This window comes from Janthinobacterium kochi, assembly GCF_051380715.1.
In the GTDB taxonomy this organism is placed as follows: Bacteria; Pseudomonadota; Gammaproteobacteria; order Burkholderiales; family Burkholderiaceae_D; genus Janthinobacterium.
In genome coordinates this window covers 215,946-225,434 of sequence record NZ_JBNYXO010000010.1, presented here as the reverse complement: position 1 = coordinate 225,434, position 9,489 = coordinate 215,946, and the positions used below count along the sequence as shown (strand labels likewise).

General features: G+C 60.3%; 6 protein-coding genes and 1 rRNA gene. 5 read left to right on the top strand and 2 right to left on the bottom strand.

Annotation, left to right across the window (positions count from 1 at the left end; all coding sequences use genetic code 11):
- The 3 genes from rrf to ACQ4WL_RS20835 form a co-directional block, all read left to right on the top strand.
- Window positions 1-102: ribosomal RNA gene (gene rrf / locus ACQ4WL_RS20845) — 5S ribosomal RNA — on the top strand; the annotation flags it as partial.
- Between the two features lie 238 nt (window positions 103-340).
- Window positions 341-814, top strand: a complete 474-nt coding sequence (locus ACQ4WL_RS20840; protein ID WP_436511433.1) for a MarR family winged helix-turn-helix transcriptional regulator — start codon at window positions 341-343, stop codon at window positions 812-814.
- 18 nt (window positions 815-832) lie between these two features.
- Window positions 833-1,684 carry a CPBP family intramembrane glutamic endopeptidase gene (locus tag ACQ4WL_RS20835; RefSeq protein WP_436511432.1) on the top strand — a complete coding sequence of 284 codons (852 nt, stop codon included), beginning with the start codon at window positions 833-835 and terminating at the stop codon, window positions 1,682-1,684.
- Window positions 1,685-1,699: 15 nt separating this feature from the next.
- On the opposite strand, the gene dacB is transcribed toward ACQ4WL_RS20835, so the two are convergent.
- Together dacB and ACQ4WL_RS20825 are read right to left on the bottom strand one after the other, a co-directional pair.
- Complete coding sequence (gene dacB, locus ACQ4WL_RS20830) at window positions 1,700-3,202, bottom strand: D-alanyl-D-alanine carboxypeptidase/D-alanyl-D-alanine endopeptidase (protein ID WP_436511431.1); 1,503 nt, start codon at window positions 3,200-3,202, stop codon at window positions 1,700-1,702.
- An 8-nt stretch (window positions 3,203-3,210) separates the two neighbouring features.
- Window positions 3,211-4,449 (bottom strand): nucleoside recognition domain-containing protein, encoded by a 1,239-nt coding sequence (locus ACQ4WL_RS20825; RefSeq protein ID WP_436511430.1) that lies wholly within the window; start codon window positions 4,447-4,449, stop codon window positions 3,211-3,213.
- Between the two features lie 217 nt (window positions 4,450-4,666).
- Between ACQ4WL_RS20825 and ACQ4WL_RS20820 the strand changes: the two genes are divergently transcribed.
- Both ACQ4WL_RS20820 and ACQ4WL_RS20815 read left to right on the top strand, forming a co-directional pair.
- Window positions 4,667-6,469, top strand: a complete 1,803-nt coding sequence (locus ACQ4WL_RS20820; RefSeq protein ID WP_436511442.1) for an ABC transporter substrate-binding protein — start codon at window positions 4,667-4,669, stop codon at window positions 6,467-6,469.
- Between the two features lie 217 nt (window positions 6,470-6,686).
- Entirely contained in the window at window positions 6,687-9,479 is a 2,793-nt protein-coding gene (locus ACQ4WL_RS20815) for a TonB-dependent receptor (protein WP_436511429.1), read from the top strand.
- The last annotated feature ends 10 nt before the right edge of the window (window positions 9,480-9,489 follow it).

Sequence of the window (9,489 nt, the reverse complement as noted above, 5' to 3'; positions counted from 1 at the left end):
TAGCAAGTTGGTCCCACCCCTTCCCATCCCGAACAGGACCGTGAAACAACTTTGCGCCGATGATAGTGCTGCAACCAGTGTGAAAGTAGGTTATCGTCAGGCTTGTTATTTGGTGAAACAGCCCCCGGCTGTTTCTCCTAGAGAAAAACCCCGCCAGCAATGGTGGGGTTTTTTTTCGTCTGGTGGTTTTATATCGTCAAACCACAAATGTGAATGGCCATCCATCTTCTCCACCGCTTTCCCTATAGCATCCAGGCACTCACCTGGCACGTTGTGCATGAAATGCAACGGCTTCCAATATTTATATAAGTGCTTATATAAATGCTGCTACTATCACTACATGAAACAAGGACTCGGAACACAACTACGCCATCTGATTGAACTGCTCGACGGTGCCGTCCAGCAGGCTTATGCGGACGCGGGTCTCGATTACCGGCCGCGCTACACGCCGGTGATGCGGGTACTGGCGCAACAGCAGAGCGCGACCATCGGTCAATTGGCCGAACTGGCAGGCATCACGCAGCCAGCCGTCACGCAAACGGTGGCATTGATGAAAAAGGAAGGCTTGCTGATGGTGGCTGCCGGTGGCGACGATGGCCGGCAGCGTGTGGTACGCCTGAGCAGCCAGGGCGAGGCCTTGCTGCCCCATTTGCAGACTTGCTGGCAGGCGACCAAGTGTGCCGCCGACAGCCTGGATGCGGAACTGGCATTTCCTTTATCCACATGCCTGGCGCAAGCCATCACGATGCTGGAACAGCGTTCATTCGGCGAGCGCATCCGCGATGCAAACAAAAAAGAAACAGCCACTCCCTGACAACCCACGAGGAACGCGATGATGGATAACACCCTGAACATGGCAACGAAAAAATCCCCTTTGGTGCGCCTGATGGCCTATCCCCTGGTGCAGATCGTGCTGGGCATGGTGTTGACGTTTGCCGCAGTACCACTGACGATGATCATCGCGTCCCAGCTGGTGGACAAGTCCTACCGCATCCTGTGGCCACAATTGCTGGCGGCGGTACTGGTGTGGTGCGGCTATCGTTTCTATGTGTGCCACATCGAAAAGCGCCAGCCGGCCGAACTGGCGATGCCGGGCATGGCGCGTGAACTGGGACGTGGACTGCTGTTCGGTGCCGGCCTGGTCGTCCTCACTTTTGCCGTGCTCGCGGCGCTGGGCGTGTATCAGTTTCGCGGCGTCAATGCCCTGAGCGTCTTGTTGCTGCTCCCGCTGGCCGAACTGGTGCTGGTGGGGATGGCCGAGGAGATGATGTTTCGGGGGGTGCTCTTTGGCGTGACGGCACGTGCGCTGGGCAACAAGGCTGCCATCGTGATTTCATCCCTGGTGTTCGCCCTGGCCCATTTGCCCAATGCGGGCTTTTCGCTGCTGGCAATCCTTGCGATTACCTCGTATGGCGTGCTGCAGGCCGCCCTGTACATGCAGACGCGCCGGCTGTGGGTGTGTATCGGCACGCATATCGGCTGGAATTACTGTGTCAGCCAGGTATTTTCATCGACGGTGTCGGGCCATGCGGCCACGGACGGCTTGCTGCGCGGCGAACTGGCAGGCAGTGCCATGCTGACTGGCGGTGCCTTCGGCGTGGAAGCTTCGCTGGTGACCGTCTTGCTGATCAGCACCGTCGCCGCGTACGTGCTGCGCCTGGCTTTTGCCAGCGCAGCACGTTAGGCGGCTGCACCGGCATTATTGGCCAGTCACCACCGGCGTGGCGCCGCTCCTGGCCACCCACTCGATCAGCGCATCGACGGCGGCGCGGCCGTTGCCGTTGCCCACCAGGTCGCTATTGATCATGGCGACCACCACGCACAGCTGGTTAGTTGCGTCGGGCACATAGCCGGCGATGGCGACGACATTTTTCAAGGTGCCCGTCTTGATGCGCGCGCGCGCGGCGGCCGGACTGTTCAACAGGCGCTTGCGCATGGTGCCGTCCAGCGCGACGATGGGCAGGCTGGACTGGAACTCGGGCGCCCACGGGCTTTGCTGCATCGCCTGCAAGACGCCGGCCATTTGCGCCGGTGCAATGCGTCCCGTTCGCGACAAGCCGGAACCGTTGTCGACCAGCATGCCCTGGGTATCGATATTGTGCCGCTGGAACCATTCCTGGATGACTAGCCGCGCCCGGCTGGCCGTGTCTTCCGGCGCCGCCATGGCGACGGGGCGGCTGCCCAGCCAGCCATCGCTTTGCAAGCTGCCCAGGCTCAGGAACAGGGTGCGGGCCAGGGTGTTATCCGACGTCTTGTTGATATCGCGCAGCACTTCCGGCAAGGCGCGCGCCACGTGGTCGGCCAGCATGCGCGTACCGACCGGTTCTGCCGTCGGCGGCAAGCCTGTTGCCGGCGCTTCGCGCACAGTACCCGTGATCGTGCCGCCCAGGCGTTTCCAGGTGGTACGGAACAAGCGGTCCGCATAATCGTTGCGGTCGAGCACATTGATGCTGGTGGCTTTGCTGCAATTTTGCGGGAAGGTGCCGTGCAAGATCACCTGCAGCTTGCCGCTCGCATCGCGCCGGTATTCGGGCGGGCGCCAGCCATCTTCCCACCGGGCGCAGCTGCCCTTGACGAGCTTCATGTCGCTGGTGATGCTGACGTTCTCGAGCGGCGGCTGCATCAGGATGCTCAATTGCCGGTCCGTCGAGTTCATGTTGATATCGATCAGATTGGTGTTCAGCAATAAGGCATCGGGGATGACGTTGTAGCGGAACTCGGCCGACTCATCGAAGGGCGGCGTACCGATATCGGGCCGGGCCGGCTGGAACAGCTGGCGGTCGAGGATCAGGTCGCCCTTGATTTTCACGATACCCTGGTTGCGCAGGGTTTGCAGCATGTGTGCCAACACGTCCGCGTTGAAATCCGTGTCGGCGCCGCCGCGCAGGATCAGGTCGCCTTTCAGTACGCCATTGATGACGTCGGCGCTGGTGCGCAACTCCGTGCGGCCGCGAAAGATGGGACCCAATTGCTCCAGACCCACAGCCGTCGTCACCAGCTTCATGGTGGACGCGGGCTGCATGCTGCGCTCGGCGCCGTGCGACAGCACGGTGGTGTTGCCGCGCAAGACGATGGCGCCCATGGCGTCTTCGGGAATATTCGCGCTGCGCAGCAGCAGGCTGACGGATTCGGGCAATTGCGCGTGGGCAGTCGACAGGCCAAGACCCGCCAACAGCGCAGCCATCAGAACAGGACGTAACATGGTGCTCCTTAGTGGAAAAAGACGTAGGCGACAAAGACGGCCGTGACCACGCCAGCGAAATCGGCGATCAGGCCGGCCGTGATGGCATAGCGCGTCTTGCGGATGCCGACGGAACCGAAGTACAGGGCCACGATATAGAAAGTGGTGTCGGCCGAGCCCTGGAAGACGCAGGCCAGGCGGCCGACGAAGGAGTCGACGCCGTAGGTGTTCATGGCGTCAATCATCATGGCTTTCGAGCCGGAACCGCTGAGCGGCTTCATCATGGCCGTCGGCAGGGCCGGCACGAAGTCCGTATTGATGCCCAGGTTGGCAAAGAACCAGTTCATGCCGCTCATCAGGAAATTGAACACGCCCGCGTTGCGGATCACACTGATGGCCACCAGCATGCCGACCAGGTAGGGAATCACGGTGATCGAGGTCTGGATACCGCCTTTCGCCCCCTCGATGAAGGCGTCATACACGTTCACCTTCTTGCGCAGGGCGCCGATGATGAAGATGGCAATGACGCTGATCAATACCAGGTTGCTGACCACTTTCGAGACCAGCTCGATTTCCTGTTTCGTCAGGTATTGCGTGAAGTACCAGATCATGGCGACGATGGCGCTCGTCATGCCGCCCATCCAGCCCAGCACGACCCGATTGAGCAAGTTGATGCGCTGCTTGATGGACACGGTGATGATGCCGACCATGGTGGCCACATAGGTGGCGATCATGCAAGGGATGAAGATGTCGGACGGGTCGGCCGCACCGAGAATGGAGCGCTGCGCCATGATGGCCAGCGGAATCAGGGTCAGGCCCGAGGTGTGCAGCACCAAGAACATGATTTGCGCATTCGTCGCTTCTTCCTTGTTCGGGTTCAAGGTTTGCAGGCTTTCCATGGCCTTCAAGCCGAACGGCGTGGCCGCATTGTCCAGGCCCAGCAGATTGGCCGAGAAATTCATCACCATGTGGCCCGTGGCCGGGTGGTCTTTCGGAATTTCCGGGAAGATCCGTGAAAAGAAGGGCGCGATGACTTTCGCCAGCCAGCCGACGATACCTGCCTTTTCACCGATGTTCATGATGCCGAGCCACAAGGTCATCACGCCCGCCAGCGGCAGGGCGATATCCATCACGCCCATGCGCGCCGTTTCGAACGTGCCGTCGATGATGCGTTTGAAGATATCGTTATCGCCGAGAAACAGCCACTGCAGCACTGCGGCCAGGAAGCCAACGAGGAAAAAGCCGGACCAGATGTAATTAAGTGCCATATGCGATCAGTTCTGTGTGTCGGGAGTGAAAAATGTCTGCAAACAAAGTATAGGGGCAGCCCGATACGAGTTGATGAAAGAATGCAGCAATCGCATGCCAAAAAGTTATAAGCTGGCAGCCTGTTTTCATTGGCGCCCCGTACTTTGCCCGAGTAGTCTCGGTGATGCCTGTTCTTCACGTTTGTTTGTTACCCCTGTCTGCACTGGATCACTGATGATGTTTTTACGCAAAACCGCCTGCGCCGCCGGCCTGGCCCTGTTGACGCTGTTCGCTGTACCGGCCCACGCCGCCACCGATGCCCGCGCGAACAAGACCTTGCACTTGTTTTTGAGCACCAGCGAGACGGGCCTGGACCCGGCCGTGGCCTCCGACCTGGCCAGCCTGAACTTGATGGAAAACATCTTCGACCCGCTCTTGCGTTATGACTACCTGGCGCGTCCGGTGCAACTGCAGGGCAATACGGCGCGCGGCTTGCCGACCGTGGAAGACGGTGGACGCACGTATACCTTTCACTTGCAGCCCGGTATTTTCTTTACACCCGATCCCGCCTTCAAGGGCCAGCCGCGCGAAGTGACGGCGCAGGACTATGTTTACAGTTTGACGCGCTTGTATGACCCCAGCCTGAAGTCGCCGTGGTTGTTCTTGCTGGAAGACAAGCTGGTGGGCGATGCGGCCCTGAAAGCCAAATTCAGCTACGACACGCCGATCGCCGGCTTGCAGGCGCTGGACAAATACACCTTGCGCATCCGGCTCAATGGCGTCGACCCGAACTTCCTGTTTTACCTGGCCATGCCGGCGACAGCTGTGGTGGCACGCGAGGTGGCCGAAGCGTATGCTGCGCCCGGGCAGATCGGCAACCATCCCGTGGGCACGGGGCCGTTTCTGGTGAAGGAATGGAAGCGCAGCGACAAGATCGTGCTGCAGGCCAATTCGACTTTCCGCCCCACCGTATTCCATACCGAGGCCAAGGCGCTGGCCGCCTTGCCGCCGGACGCGCGCGCCATCGCCACTGCACTGGAAGGCCAACGCTTGCCCCTGGTCGAGCGCATCGAGGTACGCATCGTCGAGGAATATCAATCGCGCATGCTGGGCTTTTTGAAAGGCGAATTCGATTACCTGGAGCAAGTGCCGGAATCGATGACGGACATGGTGCTGGAAAACGGCGCGCTGAAACCGGCGCTGGCTGCCAAGGGCTTGCAGCTGACGCGCTTTCCCGTGCTGCAGACGTATTACATGTGGATGAACATGGACGACCCCGTTCTGGGCGGCACGAGCAAGGACAAGCTGGCCCTGCGCCGTGCCATCGCCCTCAGCTACAACAGCCGCGAAGACATCGCGTTATTAAAAAAAGGGCTGGCCTTGCCGGCCCAGTCGCCGCTGCCGCCGAATGTGCTCGGTTACGACAAGCACTACCGCAGCCCCGTCGGCTACGATCCCGTGCTGGCGCGCGCCCTGCTGGAGCGCTTCGGCTACAAGGCGGGTCACGATGGTTTCCGCACCCAGCCGGACGGCACACCCTTGTTGCTCACCATGCACACGGAGCCGAGCACAGTGGGACGCTTGCGCGACGAATTGTGGCGCCGCAACCTGAACGCCATCGGCCTGCGCGTGGAATTTAAAAGCGACAAGAAGACGGAAATCATCAAGGCGTCGCGCCTGGGCAAGGTTCAGATGTTCGAGACCAACTGGATCGCCGACTTCCCCGATGGCGATAATTTTATGCAATTGTTGTATGGCGGCAACGTTGGCCGCGCCAACTATGCCCGCTTCAACTTGCCCGATTACAATAAACGTTATGAGGAGGCGCGCCTGCTATCCGATACGCCGCGCCGACGCAGTCTGTACTTCGACCTGTTTCAGCTGATCCACGCTTACACGCCGTGGGTGTTGCTGACGCATCCCATCTCTGCCGACCTGCAGCAACCGTGGCTAAAAAACTACAGGCGCCACCCCGTGGAATTCACGTCCTGGCGCTACCTGGACGTCGATCCCGCCAAGGGCCGCCCCGCAGGTAAGTGACCACGTCGCTGAAAAGGGCATTCATTCCAAAAAGTTATGGTTAGGAAAGCATTTTTCATTGGCTGGCGGCGGATGCATCGCGCTACTCTGAAAATGAAAACAAATAAAGTCATGCGCAAATGTCATAAAAAAATGTACTGCGAGACAGACGTTGCGACATATCTAACAGCCTGACTTGAGAACTCAAGTTTCGATTGCCCAAATAAAGGAGAGACCCGTGAAATTGAAGAAGCTAGCGCAATTGGTGGCATTGATGGGGGTGGTGGGTCCGGTGGTGGCACAGCAAGCGGCGGCGCCGGCGATGCAACGGGTCGAAGTCACGGGCAGCAGCATCAAGCGCGTCGCCAAGGAAGGCGCGCTGCCGGTGCAAGTCATCACCTTTGACCAGATCGAAAAGCAGGGTATCACGACCACCGAGCAACTGGTGCGCACCCTGTCGGCGAATGGCACGGGCGCCGATAACATGACTTCGGGCAATAACGTCTTTGGCGCCGATGCCGACAGGGTCAGCGGCGGCGCTTCGTTCGCCTCGCTGCGCGGCCTGGGGCCGTCGAGCACCCTGGTGCTGCTGAACGGCCGCCGCATCGCCACGCACGGCGCCAGCGGCAAGTCGGTCGACCTGAACTCGATTCCGCTGGGCGCGATTTCACGCGTGGAAATTCTCAAGGATGGCGCCTCGGCCATCTACGGCACGGACGCCATCGGCGGCGTGATCAATTTCATTCTGAAAACCAATTACAGCGGCGTGGAAGCGTCCGTTTCCACCAACGATACGCAAGCGGGCGGCGGCGCCACGCGCCGCGCTTCCATCCTGGCCGGCACGGGTTCGCTGGAAGAGGACCGCTACAACATCATGGCCAGCCTGACGGTCGACAAGGCCGAGCGCCTGAACGGCAGCGACCGCTCCTTCGTCAACGGCTACCAGCCGGGCCGCGGCCTGTCGCCCGATACCACGGGCACGCCATTCGCCAACCAGATGTCGGGGCCGGGCACGGCACTGCAAATCCCCAATCCTGATCCGAAAAAACCAGGGACGTTTATTGGCGGTTACACCTTGCCTGGCGACCCGACGGTGTATCTGCAAGCCAATCCGCTGAGCTTCCAGGGCAAGTGCGACAGCATCGCCGGCATGTCGCAATACCAGACGCAACTGTGGAAAGACGTGACCTCACCGCGCAGCACCACGCATTCGTGTGCGTATGACTACGGCGCCGACTACGTGCTGCAATTCCCTGTCGAACGGGCCAATCTGTTGTCGCGCGGCACCTTCCAACTGGCGCCCGACCACCGCATGTTTGTTGAAGTGCTCGGTTCGCGCACCAAGGCCACGGCCATTTTGACGCCGATGCAGGTGCAGGCGACCGTTGCCAACAAGAATTTGTACCCGGTCGGCGGCGCGTATTACCAGGATCTGTCGGCCTACATCCCCACGTTTGACAATACCAAGCCGATTGCCTACAAATGGCGCGCCAATGACGTGGGCAACCGTACGCAGGAAAACACCACCGACAATGCCCGCGTGCTGGTGGGCTTTGAGGGGAACTTTGGCAAGTGGGATTACAAGGCCGGTATTTCGCGCGCCGAAAGCAGCACCAAGACCAAGCTGACGGATGGCTATTCCTATACAGACAAGCTGTACGCGGCACTGGCCAGCGGCATCATCAATCCGTGGGTGGGCGCGGGCCAGAGCCAGACGGAAGCGGCCAAACAATTGATCGAATCGACCAAGTTCCGTGGCGACTTCCAGCACGGCAAGACGACCCTGACCCAGATCGATGGTTCCGTTTCGGGCGAACTGTTCCAGTTGCCGGCCGGGGCGCTGGCGATGGCGGCCGGCTTTGATTTGCGCCGCGAAGGTTACAGCTTCGGACAAGACGTCGACGCCACCCAGATCCTGCTGGCGCCAGGCAATGCCGCATTAAAAGATGCCAGCCGTACCGTCAAGGCCGTGTATGCGGAATTGCTGGTGCCGGTCACGAAGGACCTGGAAATGCAGCTGGCCATCCGCCGCGACGATTATAGCCTGGTGGGCGCGACGACGAATCCGAAGATTGCCTTCCGCTACCAGCCGACCGACTTCCTGCTGTTCCGCGGTTCGGCCAGCAAGGGTTTCCTCGCGCCAAGCTTCCAGCAGCTGTATTCCGGTTCGCTGAGCCAGGAATTGCCGAACGGCGTGATCGACCAGGAAGGTTGCGCCAAGCATCCGGGCGTGCCCGAATACTGCGCCATCGACCGCCTTGACTACAAGACGGGGGGTAACACGAATCTGAAGCCGGAAACGTCGAAGCAGGGTAGCGTCGGTTTTGTGATCGAGCCGGTGAAGGGATATTCGGCCTCGTTCGACTACTGGGCCATCAACACCAAGGACCGCATCCTGAACCGCACGCCGCAAATCGTGCTGGCCAACTACCAGGCGCTGAACCAGTACATCCACCGCAATCCGGACGGCACCATCGAGTACGTGCAGGCGGGCTGGATCAATGCGGCAGGCAGCCGCGTGCGCGGCCTGGACGTGGGCTTGCGCGGCGAAGGCAAGGTCCAGGACGTGAAATGGACGGCGACCCTGGACGGCACGTATATGGACAGCTTCAAGTTTGCGGAATATCAAGGCCAGGAATACCAGGAACTGGTCGGCAAGTTTTATACGCGCGATCTGTACCTGCGCTGGAAACACAATGCCAGCTTCGGCGTGTCGCGCGGCGACTGGAGCGGCTTGCTGATCCAGAGTTTCTCGTCGGGCTACAAGGACCAGTTGCCGAACGGCGGCAAGGGCGCGCCGCCACCGGGCTTCAAGCCGGACGTGTCCAGCTACACGACGTATAACTTGTCGGGCACGTACACGGGTTTCAAAAATACCACCATCACCGTGGGCATCCAGAACTTGTTCGACCGCGATCCACCGTTCACCGCGCACAACGTGGATGAAGTGGTGGGCGCCGGCTGGGATCCGCGCGTGGCCGACCCGCGCGGCCGTTCGCTGTCGTTCCAGCTGAAGTACAAGTTCCTGTAAGGCAGCCATG

Excerpts from the sequence above, each read along its gene's own strand:
- ACQ4WL_RS20840 (WP_436511433.1), top strand. The coding sequence starts at position 341 with ATGAAACAAGGACTCGGAACACAACTACGCCATCTGATTGAACTGCTC.
- ACQ4WL_RS20835 (WP_436511432.1), top strand. The coding sequence starts at position 833 with ATGATGGATAACACCCTGAACATGGCAACGAAAAAATCCCCTTTGGTG.
- dacB (WP_436511431.1), bottom strand. The coding sequence starts at position 3,202 with ATGTTACGTCCTGTTCTGATGGCTGCGCTGTTGGCGGGTCTTGGCCTG.
- ACQ4WL_RS20825 (WP_436511430.1), bottom strand. The coding sequence starts at position 4,449 with ATGGCACTTAATTACATCTGGTCCGGCTTTTTCCTCGTTGGCTTCCTG.
- ACQ4WL_RS20820 (WP_436511442.1), top strand. The coding sequence starts at position 4,667 with ATGTTTTTACGCAAAACCGCCTGCGCCGCCGGCCTGGCCCTGTTGACG.